Source organism: Photorhabdus caribbeanensis (assembly GCF_018448885.1).
GTDB classification, from domain to species: domain Bacteria; phylum Pseudomonadota; class Gammaproteobacteria; order Enterobacterales; family Enterobacteriaceae; genus Photorhabdus; species Photorhabdus caribbeanensis.
Genome location: NZ_RCWB01000034.1, coordinates 35,624 through 60,070, shown reverse-complemented (window position 1 = coordinate 60,070; position 24,447 = coordinate 35,624). Strand labels below are relative to the sequence as shown.

Below are 24,447 nucleotides of genomic sequence, written 5' to 3'. Positions count from 1 at the left end.
CATCGAAACGATTAATGGGCAATTAAAGACCATTTCTCAAATTGAGCACTCGCGCCACCGAAGTATAAAAGGCTTTCTGTTGTGTGTTTTAGGTGGATTGATTGCTTACAGCCTTAAATTGAAAAAGCCATCACTGAAAATTTTCTACTCAGAGAAAGATATTTCAATGATGGCTTAAGCAGAATTCGGGTTAATTTAGATCTGCGTTTCATCAGCAATTCTAGCTGACTGTTGGCTTCTTAAGAAAGCTACCTGAATCACTGCTGGGATTGTGATTCTATATGCCGCACTTCCTATGTCAATTGCTGTCCAGGTCCCTGTAATTGCCCAGCCAATGGGACCTGCTAATACTGATATTGTTCGCATCAATGTCCCGTTAGCCGCGAAGCTTAGTCCTCGTCCAATAAGTGCTTTCATCACCTGATTTACGATTATGGCCGTTAGCTGATAGGATTTAAAACCCCCGGCTTTAAATATTGCTTGAAATCCAGCAGTAAGGGCCTGTGATGTTAATCCTGATGTGTTTTTTATTCCTAGCTCGCCTCCTAACTCTCTTATTTGCTCTGTGGACATTGAGCTTAATGCGTCTGTCATAATCTTCATCAAAAGATTGTTTTCTATTGTTACTGTTTCTGAATCTTTATTGTAATTAACTTTTAATTTATCGCATACATCGCACAGAATTTCCTTATATAAAACACCTTTACCACCTCTAAGAATTGTAGCAAATGTATTTCCACCAAAGCATTGTATCTCTGTTGCGATAGCCTCCCAGTACTTACTATGATTCGGATATTGAGATTTATATAGTTCGTTTGTTGTTAATTCTTCCGTCCATCTTTTTTCTCCATTCTTATTGTGAGTTAACAGATATACCAAATCTTCAAGTTGTTTATCTGAACATTCAGATAAAAACTGTAAGTCTGCATCATAACGATATGCCATCTTCCTTTTTTCCTTTAATCAGTGAATAGTAAAACCATTGAAATAAAAATTACCTCATGGATTTTATAATTTTTATTCTATTTTTGCATCAAATATCAACCTGTGGGTGACATTGCCCTAAAGAGTATATTGATGAATGGTCTCTGCATCTTATTGCGGAAGCTTTCTGCGGTTGGTTAATCAGGAGTTCGCTGAGGATTTGATCTAGAACCGTTGGTGTAGCACGTGTTAGCAGATGGGATATTGAAGATTCTGACGTCATGGGTGTGAAAGCAGTTTCAATCTGTCTGGACGTCACTCACCTTTCGGCGATATGTGTCGGTACAACGTTTGTCGAGTGATGCTAAGTTCCTTGCACAATTCGCTAACCTTGATTTTCGGCTGTCTCATGGCCGGACACAATTTAGCCGCAGTCATTTTGAATGGCCGACAGCCTTTCTTGCCGCACACCTATGCTGATGCCAGACTTGCTAGAGTGTGTTCAGCTCACGCTCAAACTCGGCCAGAGCAGCGGAGATGCCAAAAAACATTGATAGGATAAGGATCTGAAATTAATCTGACATCTGCCTCATCTTTCTCGTAATCGACGAATAACACAACTGAGATCCAGCTCTTGATCCTGTAGTAGAACCATTAGGTGATACATCAGATCTGCTGCTTCATTCGTTAGCTCTTCTTTATTATTCACTGCCGCTGCCAAAGCGGTTTCTAACCCTTCTTCGCCCACTTTCTGAGCGATTCGTTTAGTACCACTGGCATATAACTTCGCGGTGTATGAATGGTCAGGATCGGCTGTTTTGCGACTCGCCAGCAATTTTTCAAGCTGATAGAGAAATCCCCATTCAGTTTGTGCCGGAGCAAAGCAACTGTGTGTACCAAAGTGGCAGGTAGGGCCGATTGGATCTGCGAGTGCCAATAGGGCATCATTGTCACAATCAGGATAGATATCGACCAAGTTAAGAAAATGGCCGGAGCTTTCACCTTTGGTCCATAGACGTTGTTTACTGCGGGAAAAGAAAGTGATTTTGCCTGAACTGATAGTAATATTCAGTGCTTCTTTATTCATATAGCCCATCATTAGGACATCGCCGGATATAGCATGTTGTACAATAACCGGCATCATATAAGCGACTTTTTCCCAATCCAGTTTTTCGATTTGTTGTGCGGTCAGCAAGTTCTTATCTCCACGCCTTGTTGTGAAAGGTACTGTTTTAATTCACTAATATTAATAATGTGTTTATGGAATACAGATGCTGCAAGTGCTCCATCAACATTTGCCTGTTTAAAGGCATCAAGAAAGTGTTCTGGCGCCCCTGCGCCGCCAGAGGCAATGAGAGGAACATGGCAAACGTCGCGCACCTGTTTTAGTTGAGTCAGATCATAGCCATTGCGGACACCATCCTGGTTCATCATATTGAGTACGATTTCACCTGCACCACGGCGTTGCGCTTCTTTTACCCAGTCGAGGGTTTGCCATTGAGTAGCCTTTGTGCGTTTTTCGTCACCGGTAAACTGATAAACCTGATAGCGGCCGGTGTTTTCATCAAACCAGGTATCAATCCCTACGACGATGCATTGAACGCCATAACGATCGGCTAAACGGGTAATCAAGGTTGGATCGGCCAAGGCAGGGGAATTGATAGAGATTTTATCTGCCCCAAATGAGAGGATTTGCCCTGCATCTTCGACGGTTTTAATCCCACCGGCAACGCAAAAAGGAATATCGATCACTTCCGCAACTTTGGCGACCCAACTTTTATCGACTACCCGTCCATCAGATGAGGCAGTGATATCGTAGAAAACCAGTTCATCGGCCCCTTCCTCCGCATACCGTTGAGCGAGTGGCACAATATCGCCGATAGTTTCGTGATGGCGAAATTGAATGCCTTTAACCACTTGCCCGTTACGAACATCAAGGCAAGGAATTATGCGTTTTGCCAGCATTGAATTGCCTCCGTCAGGGTAAATTTTTCATCAAGTAATGCGCGACCAATAATCACTCCGGCTACGCCGCTGGCAGGCAAAGAAGCGATATCATTTAATGTGCCGATGCCCCCCGAAGCCTGAAACGCGATTTGTGGATAGTATTGGCAAATTGCCCGATATAATTCGACATTTGAGCCATTTAGCGTGCCATCACGGGAGATATCTGTACACAGTACATATTTCAACCCGTAAGGCAGATATTGCTCAATAACTTGTTCCAGAGTGACGGAGGAATTCTCCCGCCAGCCATTGATGGCAACTTGTTTCATGCCTGTATCATCGATACGGACATCCAGCGCCAGCACAATATTTTCCGCACCAAAACGTTTAAACCATTGGGTAACGAGTACCGGTTGTTTTATGGCGATAGAGCCAATCACTATCCGGTTGGCTCCCGCATCAAGCAATGTTTTCACATCTTCTTCTGTACGGATGCCGCCACCGACTTGAACAGGTATAGAAACCGCTGCAAGTAATTTGCGTAGTAAAGGAAGCTGGCGGGCGGATGGATCTTTAGCACCGGTCAGATCAACCAGATGGAGTCGTTTTGCTCCCTGTCGCTCATATTGTTGAAAGTGGGACAGAGGATCGTGTTGATAATCCCGTTGCTGAGCATAATCCCCCTGATGTAACCGTACTACTTTGCCATCAATCAAATCTAATGCCGGTATAATCATTGTGCTTACATCTCCAGAAAATTCTTTAATAGTCTGGCTCCGGCAGCACCGGAACGTTCAGGGTGAAACTGCACGCCAAAGAAGTTATCTTTGGCGATTGCGCTACTGAAAGTATTGCCATATTCAGTTTGCGCGATGGTGTAGGTATTTAGCGGGATTGTGTAGCTATGAACAAAATAAAAATAGGCGTTGTCTTCAATACCACGGAATAGCGGGTGTCCGGCTTTTGGCAGCACTTGATTCCAGCCCATGTGTGGCAATGGAAGCCCATGAGTAGCCATTTTTTGGACCGGGGAATCAATAAGTTCGAGTAGGGTGACATTATCACCGGTAACATTATCGCTTTCTTCGCTGGTGGCAGCGAATAGCTGCATGCCAAGGCAAATGCCTAACACAGGTTGGCTGAGTACTTTAATTAACGATATCAGTTTCCGTTGTTTCAATTGATCCATTGCGGCACTGGCAGTGCCGACGCCAGGCAAAAGTAATTTATCTGCTGCCAGGATCGTTGTTGCTTCTTGGCTGATTTCAGGTTGGTAGCCTAATTTTCGGATGGCATAAGCTACCGATGATAAGTTGGCGCAGCCAGTATCAAGAATGACGACTTTCATCACAGAACCCCTTTGGAACTAGGCAATGTATCGCCTTCTACCCGAATCGCCTGACGTAGTGTTCGACCAAAGGCTTTAAACAGACTTTCTGCTCTATGATGATCGTTACTGCCTCTTGTTTTCAGATGCAGTGTACAGGCCATTGTATAAGAGAGTGAACGAAAGAAATGCTCAATCATTTCAGTACTCAGATCACCCACCCGCTGGTGTTTGAATTCAGCTTTATATTCCAGATGAGGGCGACCGGAGATATCGAGAGCACAGCGGGCAAGGCATTCATCCATTGGCAGCACAAAACCAAAGCGGCAGATGCCCCGTTTATCTCCCAACGCCAGTTTCAATGCTTCCCCCAATGCCAGGCCGGTATCCTCAACAGTGTGGTGATCATCAATACAGAGATCGCCTTTGACCTGAACATGCATGCGGAAACCACCGTGAGTAGCAATCTGATCCAACATATGGTCGAAGAACCCGACACCGGTATTGATATCGCTGTCACCTTCACGATCGAGCCAAATGTCAATATTGATGGATGTCTCTTTAGTGACGCGTTGAATATGAGCATGGCGATCTTTACGGGTTAGTTGTTCACTGATGGCAGACCAGCTAAGATTTTTCGGATGATAACGTAACCCCTGAATGCCCATATTTTTTGCCAGTTGCAGATCGGTTTCCCGGTCGCCAATCACATAGCTGTTAGCGGTATCCATCAAGCCTGCTGCCAGATATTTTTCTACCAGTTTTATTTTTGGCTTACGGCAATGGCAGTTCTCTTCTGGCTTGTGAGGGCAGATTAAAACTTCATCAAAATGGATACCTTGAGAACTGAAAATTTGCATCATCAGGTTATGTGGCGGTTCAAACTGTTCAAATGGAAAACTATCTGTGCCAAGGCCATCTTGATTGGTGATCATAATCAGCCTGAATCCCGATTTTTGTAGGGCAAGCAGCGCCGGAATAACCTCGGTTTCCAGTGACAGTTTATCCAGACGATCAACCTGAAAATCTGTTGGCGGCTCAGTGATCAGCGTACCATCCCGATCAATAAAAAGGAGTTTCTGGTTCATCAGTTTGCTGTCTCCTTTGGTTGTTCATTTATAGTGGAAAGGTTGCTGATGGCTTCAACCACCTGCTCACACTCTTTACGGCTGCCGATGGTGATCCGCAGACAACCCTCTAAACCGGGCTGTTTGCGCTGGTCGCGCAGGATAATGCCCTGATGCCATAATGTTTTGAAAACAGTTTCTGCGTCATAGAATTTCACCAATATATAGTTGGTTTCACTGGGAAATACCTTGTCAACGATAGCCAATTTATTCAACGCTTGTTGCAAATAATCGCGGTTCTTCCTGGTCTCAATAACACGTTTTTGCATAATAGCGATGCCTTCTGCTGTCAGTGCCTGTGCTGCAATATCCGCAACAGGAGTAGAAAGCGGGTAAGGTGCAATCACTTTTAACAATAGAGTGATGATATCCACAGATGCGAGAGTAAATCCACAACGCAGACCGGCTAAAGCAAAAGCTTTCGAGAGGGTTCGCAAAATGACTAAATTTGGATAGTTTTTTAGCCAGTTTGCGATACTCTTTTCCGGGCAAAATTCAATATAGGCTTCATCGATAGTGACAATTGCACGATTGGCGGTCAGTTCCAGAATTTTACGTAATGAATCAGGATTTATTGAGTTTCCTGTTGGGTTATTAGGGCTACAGATATAGATCAATTTTACCCGGTCAAGGTTATTTTCGATCGCTTTGATATCCAGTTGCCAATTTTCCAGTGCGGCAATTTTCTTTTGTTCGACACCAAAAGTTTCAGCGCTGACACTGTACATACCATAAGTCGGAGGGCAAAACAGAACCGCGTCTTGTCCGGGTTCACAAAATACGCGGATTAGCAGTTCAATGGATTCATCAGCACCTCGGCAGGCTAGTACTTGCTCTGGTTGTAAGCCGACATAGGCGGCATAACGATGGATAACCGAGGCTGGCTGGCAGTCAGGATAACGGTTTAATGTTTGCTCAGTGTATTGGAAATCAGGTGCTAGTGGGTATTCATTGGCATTCAACCAAACATCACCTGTGCCGCCAAGGCGACGGGCAGACATATAAGGTGTTAATTTGCGAATATTTTCTCGCGCCAACAGATTGGCATCAAAAATGTTATTCATATTTATTCCTTGGCTGGCAGTATTCAGCGCCGCCACCCGTAAAGTGACAGCGTTTTGATGAGCGGTCAGTTGTTCTGCTTGCGCCAGTGTTTCAATGGTTTGAGATAAGTTCAGCAGCCCTTGTGGCGTCAGTTGCTGAATTGTCATGCGTTTTAGGAAATCCGCCAGCCCAAGGCTGGAATAGGTTGAAGTGTAGCCATACGTTGGTAGTACGTGATTGGTTCCTGATGCGTAATCTCCCGCAGATTCCGGCGACCAGTCACCGAGGAAAACAGAGCCAGCGCTAGTGATTTTTTCAACCAGTTGTTCCGGCTGGCGGGTTTGGATAATCAGGTGCTCTGGGCCATAGCGGTTGCTGATTTCTACGCACTGTTGCAGGTTTTTCGTCACAACAATCCGGCTGTGTGCTAATGCTTTGGCGGCAATTTGGTAGCGGGGAAGCAGAGTAAGCTGTTTTTCGATTTCCGTTATCACTTTTCTGGCCAATGTTTCATCAGGTGTCACTAATATCACTTGTGAGTCAGGGCCATGTTCTGCTTGTGAGAGTAAATCGGCAGCCACAAAGACGGGGTTTGCCTCCGCATCGGCGATAATAAGCAGTTCCGATGGGCCAGCAGGCATATCGATGGCAGCGCCATCTATGCGCTGACTAACTTGTCTTTTGGCTTCGGTAACATAAGCGTTACCTGGACCAAAAATCTTATCTACTTTGGGTACGGATTCTGTTCCAAATGCCATAGCAGCAATGGCTTGAGCGCCACCAATCTGGAATATTTCCGTAATTCCACACAGTGTGGCTGCATAGAGAATTTCATTGGCAATCGGTGGTGGAGAACAAAGTACCACTTTATGGCAGCCCGCTATTTGAGCAGGTGTTCCGAGCATCAAAACGGTAGAAAGTAGTGGGGCAGATCCACCGGGGATATAGAGTCCGACAGAATCAATAGGTCGTGTTACTTGTTGACAATAGACCCCGGGTTGGGTTTCTACTTCGATCTTTATAGGCTTTTGCGCTTCGTGGAAAACGCGGATATTACTCATTGCCCGTTGCATTGCCTGTTTAATGTCATCATTCAGACTGTTTTCTGCGGCGGCGATCTCTTCTGGCGCAATACGGATATTTTCAATAACCATTTTGTCGAAACGGCGGCTGAATTCACGCAGAGTGTGATCGCCATGCTCTTTTACCGCATGCAGAATGTGCTCCACTGTACGGGAGATTTCTTCGGAAGCCGAAATAGCAGGGCGTGTCAGTAGATTGCTTTGCTGGTCGTCATGGCATTCTTGCCAGTGGATCAGGGTATCGAAACGGTTAGCCATTTTCGTTTACTCCATCATCTTTTCAATCGGCAATACTAAAATGGAGCTGGCGCCAAGGGATTTAAGTTTCTCCATCGTTTCCCAAAACAGTGTTTCACTGCTTACCATGTGCATGGCAACGCGGTTCTGATCCCCCGCCAGCGGTAGGATTGTTGGACGTTCTGCCCCAGGCAGCAATGCAATCACTTCTTCGAGTTTTGCACTTGGTGCGTGCAACATGATGTATTTGGATTCACGGGCCTGAATCACCCCTTGAATGCGGGTCAACAGTTTCTCAATCAGTTGCTGTTTATCGGCAGGCATTTCACCATCACGTTGAATAAGACAGGCTTTGGAACGGTAGATGATTTCTACTTCCCGCAGGCCATTCGCTTCTAGTGTTGCGCCAGTTGAAACCAGATCGCAGATAGCGTCTGCTAACCCAGCGCGCGGGGCAACTTCAACTGAGCCATTTAGCAGACAGGATTTAAAGTGGATTTTTTTCTGATCGAGATAACGTTTTAACAGGTGAGGGTAAGAGGTTGCGATACGGGCATTTTGTAAACATTCGACGCCAGTATAGTTGTAGTCTAGAGGCGCGGCCAGTGAAAGGCGACAGGCACCGAAATCAAGACGGCGCAAGGTGAAATAACGAGGATCTTCTCCTTGAGCGCGGCGGTTTAATAGCTCTTCCTCCAGCACGTTTTCACCGATAATACCCAGATCAACGACGCCATCCATAACCAGCCCTGGAATATCGTCATCACGTACTCGCAAGATATCAATTGGCATATTTTCCGCGAATGCAATTAGGCGCTGTTGTTGCAGATTAATTTTAATACCACAACGAGCCAGTAATTCTCGTGAATCTTCGCTTAATCGGCCTGATTTCTGCATTGCGATACGTAAACGTGATTTATCTAACATTTTTATCCCCACTTAAAATCGAAAACATAAAAAAACCCCCGGAAGATCCTTCCGAGGGTTTTATCGCATTCATGCCACCGGAAGATCCGCTAAACGTCTTCCAGCACACAACCGCCTGAAAGACTAATCAGGATGATGATGGTGGTAATGGCTAAATTGAATGCGGATCATAAGGTTTCTCTTTATTTATTATTGCTATTGGTGACTGTTTACCGCCGGTTGTTTTTATTCATTGACCAGCAGAGGTTAAATTTTTTGCTCGCTATTCAACCTATACGATTTGACGGTCTAAAATCAATCTATTTTTTTAACAATCAATTTATATTGTAATAATGTTTTGTTTTTACGCGAAATATTGTTTTCTGTGGGAGAGATACAGGACCAATAATAACAGTGGCTTAATGTTCAAATTGTTTGCATAATCAAAATAATATCAGGCATATGAAGGAGTGGTGATGAAAAAAGTTTCCATTATCGGTCTGGGGTGGTTGGGGATGCCATTAGCTAAGGCATTGAGTCGTAGTGGCATGCAGGTTGTTGGCAGTAAAACGACGCCAGATGGTGTAGAGGCAGCACGTATGTCTGGTATCGAATGTTATTTGTTAAAACTGGAGCCTCAGATCAATTGTGCGCTTGATGATTTGGAGCAACTGATGGTAGCCGATGTGATGATCATCACTTTACCGGCAAGTCACACTGCGGGGGGCAGTTATAACTATGTTAAGGCAGTTCAGTTAATTGTTGATACTGCTCTCTCATACTCCGTGCCAAGGATTATTTTCACCAGTTCTACTTCTGTTTATGGCTTTGTTGCGGGTAATCTCAATGAAGATGCGCCTTTTTGCCCTGAAACGTCTTCCGCTCAGGCATTGGTTGAATTAGAGAATTGGTTGCACAAACTGCCAAATATTTCCGTGGATATTTTACGTTTAGCCGGTTTGGTAGGCAGTGATCGTCATGCCGGACGTTTTCTGGCGGGAAAAAAGGACGTTAAAGGGGGGAATCAGCTGGTCAATTTAGTTCATCAGGATGATGTGATTTCAGCCATTAATTTATTAATTCAGAGGACTAACGGTGGGCATATTTATAATTTATGTGCGCCTGTTCACCCAACCAAAGCTGAATTTTATCCTAAGGCCAGTCATCAGCTTGATTTAGTTCCACCTGAGTTTTCCAGAGAAGAAACTCAGGTGGGAAGCAGAATTGTTGATGGCAGCCGTATTTGTCAGGAGTTAGGATTTAAGTATCAATATCCCGATCCTAAATGGATGCCAATGAGCTGATTTTTCTCAACTTAACTCAATCATGACAATTTCTTTGAACGCTGGTCTTTCTGCCATTAATTGATACCAGCGTTCAATATTTGGCAGAGATGGACGTTTGATTGGAATGTTAAGCCAAGGATAAATCATGGGTCCTAATACAATATCAGCCATGCCAAATTTATCGCCAGAAAGGTATTTTTGTTCTGCCAGGGTGTTATCGAGCACTTTCGTCAGTTTTTCGATTTCAATCAGGGTTTGTTCTATTTGTTTTTGATCCCGCTCTGCTTCAGGTGTGCGAATAAAACCTATAACGAGTTGTTTGATGTGAGGAAACAGATGTGAACCAACCCAATCCATCCATTTATCTGCATTCGCTCTTTCCTGTAAATCTTGCGGATAAAGCACATCTTTACCAAATTTCGCTGCAAGATAACGAACGATTGCGTTAGATTCCCACAGGACAAAATTATCTTCTTGCAAACAGGGGATTTGCCCATTCGGATTCATTTTCAGATATTGCGGGTCGTCCAGTTTGCCAAATTTACCGCCAATATCTACCTGATTATACGGCACATCGAGTTCTTTCAGACACCAGAGCACTTTTTTTACATTGGAAGAGTTTTTACGGCCCCAAATGGTCAGCATGGGCTTCTCCTTGAATTGGGATAATAAGAAAGTCTGTTATTTGCTACTAATATGTTTTATTGGATTACATGAAAATTAATGATCAGCACAATCTTTACACTGTTTATGTTGGTTTCTTGTTGTACAACATTTTATATTAATATACCTGTCATATTTCAAGTTGCTTTTTTGTTGGCTGCACTCACCCCCGGTAACATAGTTATCTATGCTCCCGGGGATTCGCTCCCTCGCTGCCGCGATGCATCTTGAAATCCATAAGGTATAAGAATTTGACATTTTTTCTTATTAAGTAAAGGGGAACGATGATGAAGAAAAGTCTGGCGATGACGATGAAATGTGTTATTGCGGTGCTGACAATGGCATCAATGGTAAGTACCCGTGTTTATGCATCGGATGAACCTGTCGTTCCACCAATGGACGCCAGAGCTTATGTGCTAATGGATTATGACAGCGGTAAAATTTTGGCTGCGAGTAATCCCGATGAGCGGCTTGATCCAGCCAGTTTGACGAAAATTATGACCAGTTATGTTGTTGGTCAGGCGATAAAAGCGGGAAAAATCACGCAGGAAGATATCGTTACTGTGGGAAAGGATGCTTGGGCGACGGGTAATCCTATATTGAAAGGTTCTTCTCTCATGTTTCTTAAACCCGGCGACAGGGTAAAAGTGATCGATTTGAATCGTGGTGTTGTTATTCAGTCTGGCAATGATGCCAGCATTGCTTTAGCTGATTATGTGGCGGGTAGTCAGGATGTATTTGTTAGTCTGATGAATAATTATGCAAAAGCGCTTGGATTGACTAACACCCATTTTCGCACGGTTCATGGGTTGGATGCTGAGGGCCAATTCAGTACTGCTCGTGATATGGCTATATTGAGTCAGGCTATGATCCGTGATGTTCCTGATGAGTATGTTCTGCATAAAGAGAAAACATTCACCTTTAATAAAATCCAACAGCCTAACCGTAACCGATTGCTGTGGAACAAGAATATGAATGTCGATGGTGTGAAAACAGGATATACCAGCGGCGCTGGTTATAACCTGGTTGCTTCAGCGACAGAGGGACCTATGCGGCTGATTTCTGTTGTGCTAGGTGCGCCAAGTGATCGGGTTCGTTTCGCCGAAAGTGAAAAATTACTTGCATGGGGACTCCGTTTTTATGAAACAGTGACGCCCATTAAAGCTAGTGAACCGTTTGTTTCAGAAAAGATTTGGTATGGCGATCGTTCAGATGTTGCTCTTGGCGTGGAAAAAGATGCGGCGATCACTATTCCTCGTGGGCAGCTAAAAAATTTGAAAGCCAGTTACACGTTAAATCAGACGCCATTGACAGCGCCTTTGGCGAAAAATCAGGTTGTCGGCGTGATTAATTTTCAATTGGGGGATAAGGTGATTGAGCAACGTCCTTTGGTGGTTAAAGAGGCGGTGGAGGAAGGTGGCTTTTTCAGTCGTATTTGGGATTTGATTGTGATGAAAGTGAGTGGTTGGTTTAAGGCGATTTTTGGTTGATTTGACGTCAATATGTGGTTTATGCGGCAGGTTGGGTGGAGTTATATTCTGCCTTACTTAGGGCGCGGCATTTTGCCGCGCACGTTTTACGCTTATTTTTTTCCATCTAGAGAGCAACATTTGTTGTTTTTTGTAGTAGATCCGTTGTAACGGCCTTTGAATAACAAGACACCATCAGGTTTATCTTGCCAGTAAGCCCATAATTCGACCTCAGTTCTAACATGATGACCAATATTTTCGTAACGAATATGCGTAGGTGATAAACCTCGATAATTGCGGGTTGATGTTCCTTCATATCGGAGTTCATAGCTGTTAGCGAATCCTGTTAAATCGCCATTTCTGAATAGGATACAGGTTGCTACGTCATGAAACTCTACCCATCCATTAAGCGGTTTATTTTCACCTTCAGTTTCTATTTCAAAAACAATGACATTTTTGCCAGTTTCAGTTTTACCAAATACCATCAGCTTTCCATCTTCAATGGGGCGCAATAGGGATATTGAATTCTTTTCTGGGTCTATCATCAAACCACCATATTCAACTCCATTGACACTGGCTGTGTAATTGGGAAAACGACTAACATTGCCTCCGCCGAAAATAACAAGGGGTTCCTGAGGATTTGAAACATCAAGTTCACCGGCGAAAGGTCGGACAGCATCACCGTCGGAAAAAATTTTTTCACTTTCTCCAGTGCCGATAGCGCCATATATTTCTATTTTACTGTTCCAGGCAACTTCATCTTTTGCTATAGGAACAATAATGAGATTCTCAGAAACTAAGATCGGTGGAGATTGGTAAGTAATCCCCTCAAAAATAACATCGTAAACATCGAAAAATTCAACACTGCCCTCAACAAATTTGACGGCTCTATGCCATGCTCCATCGTAGAAATGATCTGTTGCGTAACCTGAGGATGGCTTTTTAATGCGTTGGCTTTCTTCTGACATTTGATCACCTATTATGAAGAGAAGTGAGTGAAAGAAATAGATATTCAAGTATTAAAAATAGTAGTAAGCGTTATTGATATTTGTCAAGAAAATGAGTTTTAATTGGGGGTAGGGTATTATTTTATAGGTAATATTAGATAGGGAATTAATTTGTAAAAATTAAAATATTATTATCCAGAAATAGATTTAATACAATTGTTTTAATATGTTGTTATTGGGAGTGTTAAATGTAAAGTTAATGAATTTATCAGTATTAACTTTAGGTCTATTATTATCTTTTTATTACTTTTATAGGTTTTTATTTTCTATTTGAAATGATTTTTAAATTCATTGAATATAGATTAATGACACCAAAATAGCATTATTGAAATAAGATATTATTTATTAATTATCGTGAACTTAAAGCTGTGTTGCCAGAACAGGCAGAACCTTGTGATTAAGGTCCTGCCTGGAGAAGGGAATGTCTGGTAGAAAATACTGTTAGCTTTTACTCAACATCCGCTTTGTTCTACCAGAGAAATACTACACTCAATTTCTATTGTAGAAATAAGGAATTAGGTGTAGCTATTTCGCAATTTATAATTTTATCTTAAGAAGCCAACAGTGTTGCATTGTAGATATAATTGTAACCACCAGGAGAAACCGCTGATGAAGATGTTATATTTACACGTTTGTTATTGCTGCAAGCGCTCAGAAGAAGATGATACAGCGCTGCACCTCTGTAGTCCTGCGCATTCCACCATAACAGATAGTTAAATTTGCCGTTAGGGAATTGCATAGTTACAGTTACTTGCAATTGGTTTTGATCAGGTGCAGCCTGAACTGAAGTTACTGTACCAACAGCGAAATAGTAATTAGGATTTGGAGAAGTTTGTTCAGGTTTATTTTCTGTTACCGCTTCATTAGAAGAAGGATTTGCATAGTTCATCGTGTTAACCTTTTAATTTAATGTAATTGAAAAAAATAATTTTTTACTAAATGTGCAGAGCAGTAATTTGTCCGCCGAAGAAATATAAGATAATTGGTAATTGTAATCCATATTAAAAGTTTATCTGTGTCATATAATTATTGATGCTGTTAAAATGTTGCCAATAATATATTTCCTCTAAATGGTTATAATAATCAAAGTCATCACTCTAATCAAAAAATAATATTGATATTTATTTCGTGTTGTTGAAATGGAAAAATTAACAATCTATTCCGGTGGGCGTTATTTATGCAGGATGTTCTTATTAATAGAGTGAGGGTAAGAAGTCATCCGTAGGAATTGAAGTGTACAGGCAGTATGTAGTGAATGATTTAAATTTTTGTTTTCTGGTTAATATTCAAATAAAACATGAGGAAATTATTCTTATCCTATAATATTTCGCATAGATATATATATGACTGAAAGATTTGAAATTAATTTATTTGAATCTATTTTTATATTAATAATACCTGCATGCATGATATTTGATTAATAATTACATATTATGAATGTTATTAATGTAATTACATCTGTTATTAATTATTCACAGTGTGCAATAATGGGATATTGTTATGCTTTGTTTTTTTGGATTTAGTGGGTGCTATGGGCTATCTTAGATGTAGTTTTTATAAGAAATTTTTTTAGATGAAATTAAATTCTGATAATAATATATTGATATTGTCTGTGTAAAATAGATAACTGAGTTAATTAATTTAAATTTATTGAAAGCCTGTTTTCTGTTATTTTTATGAGATTTTATTTTTATATTAAATACAACCATGCAGGCAGAGCGTTAATATTACGCTCTGCCTTAAATAGGGTAGAATGTGCTGTTATAAAAATCAGCTTCATTATACCAGAAAAATGCTGTGCCAAACTCCTATCACAAAAGTACTGTATTTTGCGATTAATGAAATCGCTTCAATCAGATTGAATTTCTATTAGGAATCTATTATTTGGCTCAAGCATTTCATAGGCGATTATTTTACATAGAGATTTCTACGCAATTAATATAATCGCAACCGAGAGGGCCAACTTTTCCTACGGTTCCTATTTTCACATCTTTCTTCGCGCAAAGTGCTTCCATCAGGACTTTATAAATCGCCATGCCTCTATTATCTAGCAGATTCCATTTTAAAAGCATTTCTTCAGATGTGCCATCAAGCATTAATACAGTCACCATGACTTGCATAACTTTGTCTGGCATAATTTTCATTGCAATGATTTTACAGCTACGTAACATTACGTCATCTATCATATCTTTGTCTTTGATTAAAGAAGGATGCATGTCGTTAATCATAATATAAACTCCAAAATATAATTTAATTAATAAATAACCTATATTATCTCTGAATAAATAACGGAAAACCGTTTGTTTGAGAAATATAAGGTGGTTGGTACTTCTACTATAAAAGCAATCTACATAAGAAATTTTTTTTGCACTAAAAATATAGGACAGTTAACATTTTTAATTGGCATATAACATTTTCTCTAACACATATAACTATAGGTGCCATTTATAGGTTGTCAAATAAATTTGAGAAAATAATGTAATTGATTGATAAGTGGAGTTATATTGCTAAAAATAGAAAATAAATTGTCAACTTGAGAAATATAAAATAATTGGAATTTTTCATATTGCATATAATTAGATTAAATTAAAATGTTATTTGTGATTTATTTGTTTTGAATGATTAGCTTGATAATTAAAAATTTAAATTATATTTTTGATTGTTGTAAATAAATATGGTTAATTTATTTATTTGAAATTTATATAAATATTAATGTAAATGAGATATTGTATGTGTTTTTTATAAAAAAAACTTTTCTTTATGAAGTATTGGTCTATTATTTAAAAAACTCAATAGTAAATAAAATAGCTATGTAAATAACCATTTCAACATTAAGGTTAAATTGCATTGGAGCGATTTTTTTATTTATCAATAGAATAATGTTATTAGAAATAAAATAATTAGAATTCATTATTTTATTGAATATAGACTTAGATTGTTTATTTTGTATAGGGAGTTAATACATGCATTTAGTACTTTAGTGGTAACACATTTAAGATAATATTGGGGAGGCAGTCATAAATTGGCATGACAATATAGTGTTAAGCCGTTGTTGGGAAAATAATTATCGTTTTCTAATGGGCGTATAGGCTCACTGTTCTATGATGAAGGTGGTTATATGTCATATCTTGATCCGTTAGCGCTTTCTATCCGTTTCGGAAATCGCAATAACTTAAGTGCTGACAAGCGATGGACGGATAAACCGAATCCTCTCCGTATGCTTAATCAGGAGCAATTTACTTACATTTATGAGGATAGTCTGCATTTTCTTTATGGTCGATATAGATTCAACCCAAGTAATGGACGCGATAATATTTTGACCGATATACAGGTGTCGAAAATCAAGACCGGGAAATATATTGAGCAATATGGTCATGATGAACAGTATGAGATTCTTGGTCTTCTTGGCGGCATGGGAACATTTCCTTTACACTCAATATTCGGTACGTTCAGAACAGAAGAAGTCGATCTGATTAGTTACTATTTTTATATTGCATATGTATTGACGGGTAATTATTCCGTTCATAATCGTTATCTTTATCAAGGTTATCCAATGGGGCCTAATAACGATGAGGGGTTAGATTATCATCTTATGTGGAATGCCGTTGATATCATTCCATCGCCGTATAAACCCGGCTTACCACGGTATTTCCCGCTGATTAACGGTTATATTCTCTTTCCTTCAACAACCGAGGCTGTAGTTATCTCTAATATTCCTGCCGATGCCAGATTCATCCGTCTTGAAGAGACAGGCAATAGGTTTCCTTTTACTGGGGAGATTGCGACCAAGACCCCTTATATCCTGACAGATAAGTTGCGGCAACAATGGGACGAAGAAGAGGAGCAGGGGGTGCCAATAGACGAAAGCGGATATTTTAATGAGGACGATTTGTGGCAATATGATGAACAGTTGGGGGATTGGGTGAAGTGGGTCGTGTAGCTTAAATTTTTCTGTCGGTTAGTTCATATCATTAATTTGGTTGCTGTTCGTTTGAAGAGAACAGCAACCAAGTCGTGTTTATCTATGCAAACAGTGAATAGAGGACCGCAGAGATAGCCACTAATCCCATAAAGACGACAAATACATTACTCAGCTTGCCGCTATATTTGCGCATTGCAGGAACTTTGCGGATTGCATACATCGGCATAATGAACAGCAACATTGCGATAATAGGACCGCCTAATCTTTCGATCATTTCCAAAATACTTGGGTTCAGAGTCGCAACAATCCAAGTTGTGACTAACATAAAAATGGACGTGATACGATTCAGCTTTTTAGGCTCAATAGTTTTGCCTTGGTCACGCAATGTCTTAATAACCATACCATTAAAGCCTTCACGTGCTCCCAGATAATGACCAAGGAAAGATTTGGTAATGGCTATAAATGCAATAAACGGAGCAATATAGGCAATCACGGGTGTATTAAAGTGGTTAGCCAGATAAGACAGAATAGAAATATTTTGTGCTTTGGCTTCTGCCAGATTTTCTGGAGACAGGCTCAATACGCAGCTAAATACGAAGAACATCACGGTGGCGACCATCATGACATGGGCGTATGCCAGGATGCGGGAGCATTTTTTCTCAGCATTCTCACCATATTCTTCACGTTTTGCCACAGCAAACGCCGAGATAATTGGCGAGTGGTTAAAAGAGAACACCATTACCGGGATCGCCAGCCATAGCGTAATAAGCAGCCCATGACTTGCACTTGATGCAGAGACGGTGATGTTTTCGAAGATTGCGGTGTTCCAGTTAGGGATCAGATAAAACGCCAGTAGCATCAAAACGGCAACAAATGGGAATACCAGCACACTCATCGCCTTAACAATCGCCTGTTCGCCAAAACGGACGATGGTCATTATACCAATAATTAGGATCAGCGCCAGCAAGGCACGAGGCGGAGAAGGTAGATGTAATTGGTGAACAATAAAGCTGTCTACGGTGTTGGTAATAGCAACGCTATAAACCAAGAGAATTGGGTAGATAGCGAAGAAATAGAGCAGGGTGATAAGTTTACCTGCCAGGCTGCCAAAGTGCTCTTCTACGACTTCGGTAATATCTTCACCAGGGTTTTTGCCTGATAGAACGAAACGACACATCCCACGATGGGCGAAGAAAGTCATTGGGAAAGCCAGTAGCGCCATCACTATAAGAGGCAGCAGGCCGCCAATACCGGCGTTGATAGGTAAGAATAATACACCAGCGCCAATTGCGGTGCCGTATAAGCCAAGCATCCATACTGTATCTGATTTACGCCAGGTTTTATAATCGCTTGGGCTGGTGGCCTGCGATGCGATCGTACCTGTTTGAGTCATATCCATAGTTATCTCCGAGAATAACGCGGTAAATTAAAAAATGAAATTACAATGCCGCAAGTATGCAATAAATGCAAATACATGTGGCCTAACTCTTTCTTTATAAAAATAAATTCTTTAAATATCTTTGATGTTTATTTAAACGTTTTTATTACCACATTAACATCTTGGTCGAAAATTGGACTTTAAATTAACAAGCCAAAATTTTCGCTTTACTTTCTTTTTTGAAAGAAAGTCTGGGAATTTTAAGACCAGACTTTTGATAGCGGCAAGATAGCGATTTTTAGTGAATAGTACCGTGATCATAGTCTCAAATGCGGAATATATCTCGAAAAGTCATCATGTTACGAGATTTAGTGTAATTGTTGCCTAAATATTGCCAATTTTAACGAGGTCAAATTATAGCCTCAATTTTCCTATTACTCAACTCTCATTATTATCTTATGTTTTTGTTATTCCTTGCTCATTTGTTTATATATTAATGAATAAAAATGACAAATAGAGGGGATGATTAATAAATTGATAAATATCAATTTGTTACCGAATTTAAAAAATAGGTATCACTGATGTAATGCTTGTATCTTTGTGAAACATATATATAAAACCAAGATAATAGATTAATGGCATCAATAATATGCATGAAAGATGTACTCGCTATCCTTTGATCAAGTTTTAATAATCTCGTTCGTTATATATCTATTTACATAGTGATTTATACAGATTTATTGATTTATATGAAAATCATTGAGCTGAATTTAAGCGCAAATAAATGTTAAATAGGGTACAGAATATTACCCTGTTGGTTAACTCATGTTCATTTGGGAGTGTAAAATTAGCCAATAATTTCTAATAAACAGATCTTGATTGGAATAGGGTTTGTTTATCTCAAATCACTATACCCGTTATCTTTCAAGTTGCCTCTTTGCTGGCGGCACTCACTCACCCCGGTAACATAGCTCTCTATGCTGCCGGGGATTCGCTCCCTTGCCGTCGCGATCCATCTTGAAATCCATTGGGTATAAGCTGCATTTATGTTACTAGCTCTTTATCCAGCCTTTACGGATAGGAAAAGCGCAGCAACGTTGGTACAGACTGTTCAATCTTTTTTGTAAACTTTCACCAGACAGGCTCCATATTATTTGTGCAAAAGTGCATCCCATTAGGCTGACGATAAATGCCCCGACCATATCCATTGGCCAATGAACGCCTAAATAGACTCTGGCCCATGCGATAGCCAGTGCAATTGCCATCATACATAAGCCTGGCCAAATCCTATACCAGAATAAAAAGGATAAAGCGAAAGTGAAGACAGTTGTTCCGTGATGACTTGGGAATGAGGTTGTTGGTGCGTGAGGAAGAAAGTTATAACCAAAACCTTCTGCAAAAGGGCGGTCATGAGGGCAGAGTAAACCGATACAGAATGAGGTTAGCATGGCAAAACAGAAGGCAATGGTGGTTTTACTGACGATAACCCGATGATAAGGGAGAGTACGCTCTGAACCCCAAAACCAGAAACTAACCAATGTTAGAGGGAAAATAAGTACCAGATATTTTGCAATGAACACCGCCATTGCAATCATGGCTGGTGATGATTCAGGTGTAGCATTGAAAAAAGTAAACAGATCATGATTTATTTGTTCTAACAAATCGGGCCTCACATTCACATATAGTCACTTATGTACATCACGATAGTCGGACGCAAGAGAGTAAAATTGGCCGACTTGTGAGTAAAGCGTAATTGTTGGTGTCATTTATGTTTGGTTTATATTTTCGTCAAGGAAACATCTGGCAGCCGTCAGGACGAAAAACAAGCAACTCATTGATATGTATGATGATAAATTCTAGATTACTGAGGTGATAGTACAAATGGTTGATAGTTTGATCATCTGTAGAATCGGTTATGTGTTTATCCAATAAAAAAACCCGATAGCCTTAAACCAAAACGGATGACTATCGGGTTCCTCAATATTGGGATATCAAAGAAAAGCAGTGGCATTAATTCAGACTACGGTTTGGCAAGAAAGTTCTTCGTGATAAGAAAAAAAATTAAATTTTTTTCAGTTTGATGAAAATAACATTTTTTGCACAAATCAACTGAGTCCACTGTGGTTAATCATCAATGGCGGTTTTTACCGCAACAAAGTAGAACCAGAAGTTCGATTATTGTAGCAGTTGGTGCTCTTTTACGTACGCTTCGAAGTCTGTGCAGCCACCGATATGTTTCTCATCAACGAAAATCTGTGGAACAGTTTCAACAGGTTTACCAACCGTTTTTTCCAGATCAGCTTTAGTAATACCTTCTGCGTGAATATCAACATAACGGAAGTCAAAATCATCACGTTGCTCTTTCAGTCGTTCCGCCAGCTCTTTCGCGCGGACACAGTATGGGCAGCCAGGACGACCGAAAATCACAGTAAACATATAAACTCCTTTTGGTTTTATTAAAGTAGTGCGGTTTGATGTGTTGTTCGTGCTCATTTGATCGCTACTATGCCTGTATAGGTATGTAAAAAAAAGCAGAAATTGCCTTTTGCTTTAATTCAACATACCAATTTTGGTGACAGAGTTTCCGGTAGTATAATGCAGCATCAGGTTGTTAAAGGGGGTGTGATGAAAAGGCATCAAAACAGTATGAGTTCATTGGCAGATATGCCAAAACAGGTTATCCTGCTAGAAATTATCGGTACTGGCTGCTTGCTCCTAGCATATTTGACTATTAATGATATTGTTGTCTTAACAGATTTACTAATGACGCCAGAAGCACATGTTGTTATGATTTTCACCGGCATAGGTTGTCTGGTTCCTGCTGTGGTTAACATCATTTGGCGTGCAGTGTTCGGTCTCTCTTTTTTGGGTATTGATCATAAAAAAGAGAGCAAAAATAAGGCAGAAGGTAGTGATAACGGTAGATAAAAATAATTTATCAGTTATTGGTGATAGCGCGATAAAGAATTATTTCGTAAGCTATAGCGCTTTTTCATTTTCCGTTGTATGGGGTTGTTAGATGAGTTCACTTGTCATTCCTGACTTATCGGTATTGCGTGAGTGGTTGGATCAGCTCAAAATTTCCTACTTTGAGTGCGATTCATGCCAAGCGCTGCATCTACCTCATATGCAGAATATTGATGGTTTATTTGATGCCAAAATTGATCTGTTGGACAATGTAATCTTGTTTTCTGCATTGGCTGAAGTTAAACCAACCGCCATTATTCCTCTGATGGCTAATCTAAGCCAGATTAATGCCAGTTCCCTGACAATCAAGGCTTTTCTTGATATTCAGGATGAAAATTTACCGAAATTGGTGGTGTGTCAATCTTTCCTTATTTCAGCCGGGCTGACTTTTTCCCAGTTTTCTCATTTCTTGCAACAAAGCGAAGAGCAGATTGCAGGTGTGATTTTTGAAATTCACAGTAATAACTTGCTGTATATTAATCGTGATATCGAAATTGAGAGTGACATTGAAGAGGAAGAAGAAGCACAAGCTTCTGCTAAGGCACCGACTTTTACTTTGCACTAATATTTCCAACACGGTCATCCTACAATGCAATGTATGCATTATTCTGCGGGGCATTGTCACTCTTGTCAGTGGCTTGAAAAACCCTATTCTCAGCAGTTAGAAGATAAGCAGCAGAATCTAAAACAGTTATTATCTCAAACCTTTGTGAATCAATGGCTACCTCCAATCGCCAGCCAGCCAAGCGCTTTTCGTAATAAAGCCAAAATGGTTGTCAGTGGCAGCGTAGAGCGCCCATTGCTAGGCATGTTGCATCGTGATGGCACGGCGGTTGATCTGTGTAATTGCCCCCTTTATCCAGCGCATTTTCAGCCTGTATTCGATGTTGTTAAATCGTTCATTGCTTGCGCTGGGTTGACGCCGTATAACGTTGCTCGTAAGCGGGGTGAACTGAAATATTTGCTGCTGACAGAAAGTCGTCATAGCGGTGAAATGATGTTGCGTTTTGTACTGCGTTCTGAAACGAAGATTGCTCAATTGGAGCGTGCTTTACCTCAGTTGCGTGAACAATTGCCACAGCTTACGGTGATCTCTGCGAATATTCAGCCGGTCCATATGGCAATCTTAGAGGGAGAAAAAGAGATCCTATTTACTGAGCAAAAAGCGCTCAAGGAACAGTTCAACGGCATTCCTCTTTATATCCGTCCACGTAGCTTTTTCCAGACTAACCCGAAAATGGCTTCTGAATTGTATGCAACAGCAGGACGTTGGGCTCGTGAATTGAAAATCAGTAGCATGTGGGATCTATTCTGTGGTGTTGGGGGTTTTGGTCTGCATTGCGCAGATAAAAACACCTGTTTAACCGGAATCGAAATCAGTCCCGAAGCCATTGATTGCGCCCGTGATTCGGCGAAAATATTGGGTTTGGAAAATATCGAGTTTCAAGCTTTGGACTCAACAAACTTCGCCATAGCAAAAGAGCAAATTCCGCAATTGGTTTTGGTAAATCCGCCTCGCCGGGGAATTGGTAAGGCGTTGTGCGATTATCTCAGTAAAATGGCGCCGGACTATATACTTTATTCAAGCTGTAATGCTCAGACAATGGCGAAAGATATTGCTGCACTTGCCAACTATCGTGTAGAAAAGACACAGTTGTTTGATATGTTTCCCCATACCGAGCATTACGAAGTTTTAACGTTATTGAGGTTAAATCACGATTAAATAACGAAAGAATATGTGGGAATGGGCCAGAGAACGCCCATTCCCGTTTAGTCATGGCGCTCAAAAGCGAGTGCACGGCGTTCAATCATCCGCATCAGCAAAGTCAGAATGCCGTTAACACATAGATAAATCACCCCTGCGGCCATAAAAACCATTACATCATAATTACGGCCAAATAGAAGCCGACTGTATCCCATGACTTCCAGCAAAGTAATCGTACTTGCGAGAGATGTACTCTTGAAAATTAATATAACTTCGTTGGAATAGGAAGATAATGCCCGTTTAAAAGCATAGGGCAGCAGTATCCGCATAGATTGTGCTTTAGACATGCCCAACGCTTGACAGGATTGCCACTGACCCGCAGGAATTGCCTTTACCGCGCCGTGGAATAGCAGAGTAGAATATGCCGCACTGTTAAGCGCCAGTGTTACCATTGCGCACAGCCAAGGCTCAGACAGTAATTGCCAAAGCCACGGGTACGCTTTTATGGATGGAAATTGCCCCGGTCCGTAATAAATCAGAAAGAACTGCACCAGCAAAGGCGTACCGGTGAACAGAGTAATGTAGGTTTTTACCAGTTGTGTCAGTACCGGCAATTTCATGGTCAGAACCATAGTGAACAGGGCGGACATCATGAAAGCAACAAAAAGCGCTGTGATGGTCAGGCTCAGACTGGTTGTCAACCCTGGTAAAATTTGTTGAATATACTCAAGCATCAGGAAACACTCCGATCAAAGCGGGTGGTACGCATCTCAATTTTCTTCAAAATAAACTGACTGATCAGAGTAATAGCCAGATAGATCAGCGCCACGATCATATACCAGGTAAAAGGTTCCTGAGTGCGTGTGGCAATACTTTTGGTTTGCTGCATCAGATCATTCACACTAATAAGCGATACCAATGCGGTATCTTTCAACAAAACTAACCATTGGTTGCCAAGCCCTGGTAGAGCATGTCGCCACATTTGCGGCATGATCAGGCGGAAAAATATTTCAGTGCGACCAAGACCTAATGCTTGACCGGCTTCCCATTGACCGGCGGGAATAGCTTTTATCGCACCACGGAGTGTCTGGGATGCATAGGCAGAGTAGAGTAGGGACAGCGCAATGACGCCACAAAGGAATGGGCTGACATAAAAGTCTTGAATATCTATCTGAACTCTGGGATGCCAGAAGATAAGATAAACATCAAAGCCATCAGCCAGTATAATGAGAAGTTGTGACGCGCCGGAGTAGACGAACAGCACGACCAAAATTTCCGGCAACCCTCTGAACAGAGTAACCCAACAGGTGCCAAGTATGGCGAAGGGTTTCCAACGGGCTGATTCCCAGGCAGCAAATAACATGGCTAAAATCAGACCAAGTACTAATGCAGACACAGCAAGGCCGACGGTGATGCCGGCGGCGCTTGTTAGAGATTGGAATTCATTCATGGAGAT

General features: G+C 41.0%; 26 protein-coding genes, 1 pseudogene and 1 other annotated feature. Of the genes and pseudogenes, 7 read left to right on the top strand and 20 right to left on the bottom strand.

Translation table 11 applies throughout. The annotated features are described in order from the left end of the window. On the top strand, nt 1–178 hold a 178-nt coding region (locus EAE90_RS18920), incomplete at its 5' end, for a transposase (protein WP_281422327.1). 17 nt (nt 179–195) lie between these two features. On the opposite strand, the gene EAE90_RS18915 is transcribed toward EAE90_RS18920, so the two are convergent. From EAE90_RS18915 to hisL, 11 genes and pseudogenes are all read right to left on the bottom strand, one after another. Beyond that, the gene (locus EAE90_RS18915; protein WP_214054785.1) at nt 196–945 is read right to left on the bottom strand and encodes a YaaW family protein; all 750 of its coding nucleotides are present in this window, start codon (nt 943–945) and stop codon (nt 196–198) included. Nucleotides 946–1,239: 294 nt separating this feature from the next. Then, the gene (locus EAE90_RS24745) at nt 1,240–1,335 is read right to left on the bottom strand and encodes an HTH domain-containing protein (RefSeq protein ID WP_425516862.1); all 96 of its coding nucleotides are present in this window, start codon (nt 1,333–1,335) and stop codon (nt 1,240–1,242) included. 178 nt (nt 1,336–1,513) lie between these two features. Next, nucleotides 1,514–2,119, bottom strand: a complete 606-nt coding sequence (gene hisIE / locus EAE90_RS18905; protein WP_214054784.1) for a bifunctional phosphoribosyl-AMP cyclohydrolase/phosphoribosyl-ATP diphosphatase HisIE — start codon at nt 2,117–2,119, stop codon at nt 1,514–1,516. Next, nucleotides 2,113–2,889: an imidazole glycerol phosphate synthase subunit HisF gene (gene hisF / locus EAE90_RS18900; RefSeq protein ID WP_214054783.1), complete on the bottom strand. Its 777-nt coding sequence runs from the start codon at nt 2,887–2,889 to the stop codon at nt 2,113–2,115. Before hisF ends, hisIE begins: the two co-directional genes overlap by 7 nt. Beyond that, a complete protein-coding gene (hisA, locus tag EAE90_RS18895; protein WP_214054782.1) occupies nt 2,871–3,608 on the bottom strand; it encodes a 1-(5-phosphoribosyl)-5-[(5-phosphoribosylamino)methylideneamino]imidazole-4-carboxamide isomerase in 738 nt (245 codons plus the stop codon). Before hisA ends, hisF begins: the two co-directional genes overlap by 19 nt. 5 nt (nt 3,609–3,613) lie before the next feature. After that, a complete protein-coding gene (gene hisH, locus EAE90_RS18890; RefSeq protein ID WP_214054781.1) occupies nt 3,614–4,219 on the bottom strand; it encodes an imidazole glycerol phosphate synthase subunit HisH in 606 nt (201 codons plus the stop codon). Further along, complete coding sequence (hisB, locus tag EAE90_RS18885; RefSeq protein WP_214054780.1) at nt 4,219–5,286, bottom strand: bifunctional histidinol-phosphatase/imidazoleglycerol-phosphate dehydratase HisB; 1,068 nt, start codon at nt 5,284–5,286, stop codon at nt 4,219–4,221. Before hisB ends, hisH begins: the two co-directional genes overlap by 1 nt. After that, a complete protein-coding gene (gene hisC, locus EAE90_RS18880; RefSeq protein ID WP_281422375.1) occupies nt 5,286–6,389 on the bottom strand; it encodes a histidinol-phosphate transaminase in 1,104 nt (367 codons plus the stop codon). Before hisC ends, hisB begins: the two co-directional genes overlap by 1 nt. Beyond that, nucleotides 6,390–7,709 (bottom strand): annotated as a pseudogene (gene hisD / locus EAE90_RS18875) (histidinol dehydrogenase); the annotation flags it as partial. Nucleotides 7,710–7,715: 6 nt separating this feature from the next. Further along, nucleotides 7,716–8,615: an ATP phosphoribosyltransferase gene (gene hisG / locus EAE90_RS18870; protein ID WP_036780019.1), complete on the bottom strand. Its 900-nt coding sequence runs from the start codon at nt 8,613–8,615 to the stop codon at nt 7,716–7,718. Nucleotides 8,616–8,641: 26 nt separating this feature from the next. Beyond that, nucleotides 8,642–8,763 (bottom strand) — a sequence feature (His leader region). Continuing rightward, nucleotides 8,739–8,786, bottom strand: coding sequence for a his operon leader peptide (gene hisL / locus EAE90_RS24740; RefSeq protein ID WP_109791964.1), 48 nt, complete (start codon nt 8,784–8,786; stop codon nt 8,739–8,741). Its footprint overlaps the feature before it by 25 nt. Before the next feature lie 284 nt (nt 8,787–9,070). Here hisL and EAE90_RS18860 point away from each other — a divergent pair, with 284 nt between their 5' ends. Next, complete coding sequence (locus EAE90_RS18860) at nt 9,071–9,898, top strand: SDR family oxidoreductase (protein WP_214054779.1); 828 nt, start codon at nt 9,071–9,073, stop codon at nt 9,896–9,898. A 6-nt stretch (nt 9,899–9,904) separates the two neighbouring features. On the opposite strand, the gene EAE90_RS18855 is transcribed toward EAE90_RS18860, so the two are convergent. Beyond that, on the bottom strand, nt 9,905–10,525 hold the full coding sequence (locus EAE90_RS18855) for a glutathione S-transferase family protein (protein WP_214054778.1): 621 nt from the start codon (nt 10,523–10,525) through the stop codon (nt 9,905–9,907). Between the two features lie 302 nt (nt 10,526–10,827). Between EAE90_RS18855 and EAE90_RS18850 the strand changes: the two genes are divergently transcribed. Further along, nucleotides 10,828–12,033 carry a serine hydrolase gene (locus EAE90_RS18850; RefSeq protein WP_214054777.1) on the top strand — a complete coding sequence of 402 codons (1,206 nt, stop codon included), beginning with the start codon at nt 10,828–10,830 and terminating at the stop codon, nt 12,031–12,033. Nucleotides 12,034–12,125: 92 nt separating this feature from the next. Here the strand turns inward: EAE90_RS18850 and EAE90_RS18845 are convergent, their stop codons facing one another. The 3 genes from EAE90_RS18845 to EAE90_RS18835 all read right to left on the bottom strand — a co-directional run bounded on the left by EAE90_RS18845 (nt 12,126) and on the right by EAE90_RS18835 (nt 15,247). After that, a complete protein-coding gene (locus EAE90_RS18845) occupies nt 12,126–12,980 on the bottom strand; it encodes a hypothetical protein (protein WP_214054776.1) in 855 nt (284 codons plus the stop codon). A 589-nt stretch (nt 12,981–13,569) separates the two neighbouring features. After that, a complete protein-coding gene (locus EAE90_RS18840; protein WP_214054775.1) occupies nt 13,570–13,908 on the bottom strand; it encodes a hypothetical protein in 339 nt (112 codons plus the stop codon). A 1,024-nt stretch (nt 13,909–14,932) separates the two neighbouring features. Next, nucleotides 14,933–15,247, bottom strand: a complete 315-nt coding sequence (locus EAE90_RS18835) for a Cro/Cl family transcriptional regulator (protein ID WP_214054774.1) — start codon at nt 15,245–15,247, stop codon at nt 14,933–14,935. A gap of 890 nt (nt 15,248–16,137) precedes the next feature. On the opposite strand from EAE90_RS18835, the gene EAE90_RS18830 reads away from it, so the two are divergent. Continuing rightward, nucleotides 16,138–16,959 carry a hypothetical protein gene (locus tag EAE90_RS18830; protein ID WP_214054773.1) on the top strand — a complete coding sequence of 274 codons (822 nt, stop codon included), beginning with the start codon at nt 16,138–16,140 and terminating at the stop codon, nt 16,957–16,959. A gap of 82 nt (nt 16,960–17,041) precedes the next feature. Here EAE90_RS18830 and EAE90_RS18825 read toward each other — a convergent pair whose 3' ends face one another. The 3 genes from EAE90_RS18825 to EAE90_RS18815 all read right to left on the bottom strand — a co-directional run bounded on the left by EAE90_RS18825 (nt 17,042) and on the right by EAE90_RS18815 (nt 20,755). Next, on the bottom strand, nt 17,042–18,340 hold the full coding sequence (locus EAE90_RS18825) for an HAAAP family serine/threonine permease (protein ID WP_214054772.1): 1,299 nt from the start codon (nt 18,338–18,340) through the stop codon (nt 17,042–17,044). Nucleotides 18,341–19,371: 1,031 nt separating this feature from the next. Beyond that, nucleotides 19,372–19,980: an undecaprenyl-diphosphate phosphatase gene (gene ybjG / locus EAE90_RS18820; protein ID WP_214054771.1), complete on the bottom strand. Its 609-nt coding sequence runs from the start codon at nt 19,978–19,980 to the stop codon at nt 19,372–19,374. A gap of 514 nt (nt 19,981–20,494) precedes the next feature. Continuing rightward, entirely contained in the window at nt 20,495–20,755 is a 261-nt protein-coding gene (locus EAE90_RS18815) for a GrxA family glutaredoxin (protein ID WP_011145878.1), read from the bottom strand. 189 nt (nt 20,756–20,944) lie between these two features. Between EAE90_RS18815 and EAE90_RS18810 the strand changes: the two genes are divergently transcribed. From EAE90_RS18810 to rlmC, 3 genes are all read left to right on the top strand, one after another. Then, entirely contained in the window at nt 20,945–21,247 is a 303-nt protein-coding gene (locus EAE90_RS18810; RefSeq protein WP_214054770.1) for a YbjC family protein, read from the top strand. Nucleotides 21,248–21,338: 91 nt separating this feature from the next. Further along, the gene (locus EAE90_RS18805; protein WP_139655022.1) at nt 21,339–21,851 is read left to right on the top strand and encodes a type III secretion system chaperone family protein; all 513 of its coding nucleotides are present in this window, start codon (nt 21,339–21,341) and stop codon (nt 21,849–21,851) included. Nucleotides 21,852–21,875: 24 nt separating this feature from the next. Then, entirely contained in the window at nt 21,876–23,009 is a 1,134-nt protein-coding gene (gene rlmC, locus EAE90_RS18800) for a 23S rRNA (uracil(747)-C(5))-methyltransferase RlmC (RefSeq protein ID WP_214054769.1), read from the top strand. 47 nt (nt 23,010–23,056) lie between these two features. Here the strand turns inward: rlmC and artM are convergent, their stop codons facing one another. Both artM and artQ read right to left on the bottom strand, forming a co-directional pair. Beyond that, nucleotides 23,057–23,725 (bottom strand): arginine ABC transporter permease ArtM, encoded by a 669-nt coding sequence (gene artM, locus EAE90_RS18795; RefSeq protein ID WP_214054768.1) that lies wholly within the window; start codon nt 23,723–23,725, stop codon nt 23,057–23,059. Then, nucleotides 23,725–24,441 (bottom strand): arginine ABC transporter permease ArtQ, encoded by a 717-nt coding sequence (gene artQ / locus EAE90_RS18790; protein ID WP_214054767.1) that lies wholly within the window; start codon nt 24,439–24,441, stop codon nt 23,725–23,727. The genes artM and artQ overlap by 1 nt, the downstream gene beginning before the upstream one ends. Between the last annotated feature and the right edge of the window lie 6 nt (nt 24,442–24,447).